The sequence below is a fragment of the Streptomyces sp. NPDC101166 genome (assembly GCF_044768125.1).
Lineage (GTDB): Bacteria > Actinomycetota > Actinomycetes > Streptomycetales > Streptomycetaceae > Streptomyces.
This window is the reverse complement of sequence record NZ_JBIWPF010000232.1, coordinates 1-1,179: the sequence shown is the minus strand read 5'-3', so window position 1 is coordinate 1,179 and position 1,179 is coordinate 1. Positions and strand designations below refer to the sequence as shown.

Annotated in this window: 2 protein-coding genes; both read left to right on the top strand. The window is 66.2% G+C overall.

What is annotated here, in order from left to right; translation table 11 throughout:
- Positions 1-589: c-type cytochrome biogenesis protein CcsB (ccsB, locus tag ACIRS4_RS37980; RefSeq protein WP_404204802.1), on the top strand; the 589-nt coding region annotated here is incomplete at its 5' end.
- A gap of 141 nt (positions 590-730) precedes the next feature.
- On the top strand, positions 731-1,179 hold a 449-nt coding region (locus ACIRS4_RS37975; RefSeq protein WP_404204800.1), incomplete at its 3' end, for a Rieske 2Fe-2S domain-containing protein.

The window sequence follows — 1,179 nt, the reverse complement described above, 5'->3', positions numbered from 1 at the left end:
GAACGACCAGCGCTACCGCGGCATGTGGTCCTTCCTGCTGACCCCGGTCCTGATCCTGCTGTTCCTGGCGGGCACCAAGCTGCACGTGGACGCGGCCCCCGTCGTCCCCGCCCTGAAGTCCTACTGGCTGCCGATCCACGTCACCGTGATCTCGATCGGTTCGGGCGTCTTCCTGGTCTCGGGTATCGCGAGCCTGCTGTTCCTGTTCCGCATCTGGCAGCCCGCGGGCGCGGAGGCCGACAACATCTGGGGCCAGCTGGCCCGCCGCCTCCCCGACGCCCAGCTCCTGGACCGCCTGGCCTACCGCACCACCATCATCGGCTTCCCCATCTTCGGTTCGGGCGTCATCCTGGGCGCGATCTGGGCCGAGGCCGCCTGGGGCCGCTTCTGGGGCTGGGACCCGAAGGAGACCTGCTCCTTCATCGCCTGGGTTCTCTACGCCGCCTATCTGCACGCCCGTGCCACCTCGGGCTGGCGCGACACCAAGGCCGCCTGGATCAACATCGGCGGTTTCGTCGCGATGCTCTTCAACCTCTTCATCATCAATATCGTGGTCAGCGGCCTGCACTCGTATGCCGGACTGAACTGATCCAGCTGTTCTCGAAGGCCCCGGCGCATCCGTGCCGGGGCCTTCTTCGTGCTGGCACTACCCCTGAGTGCTGTTGCGCTGTACGGTATTAAGCGACAGTGATTAGAACACGTTCTAGTTTTCAGTGAAGGGGAGCTCGAGATGGCAGTGACGCCGGAGGCCCGGGTTCGTAAGGTGCGCGAGATCGATGTGGGCGAGGCGCCCTCGCGATACGCGCGGGGATGGCACTGCCTCGGACTGGCCGGCACGTTCCGCGACGGTAAGCCGCACCAGGTTTCGGCCTTCGGGACCAAGCTGGTGATCTTCGCCGACAGCAAGAACGAACTGCACGTGCTCGACTCGTACTGCCGCCACCTCGGCGGCGATCTGAGCATGGGTGAGGTCAAGGGCGACTCCATCGCTTGCCCGTTCCACGACTGGCGCTGGGGCGGCAACGGCAAGTGCACCGGCATCCCGTATGCCCGCCGGGTGCCGCCGCTGGCCCGCACGCGCTCGTGGATCACCTTGGAGCGCAACGGCCAGCTGTACGTGTGGCACGACCACGAGGGCAACCCGCCCACCGACGAGGTGACGATCCCCTACATCGAGGG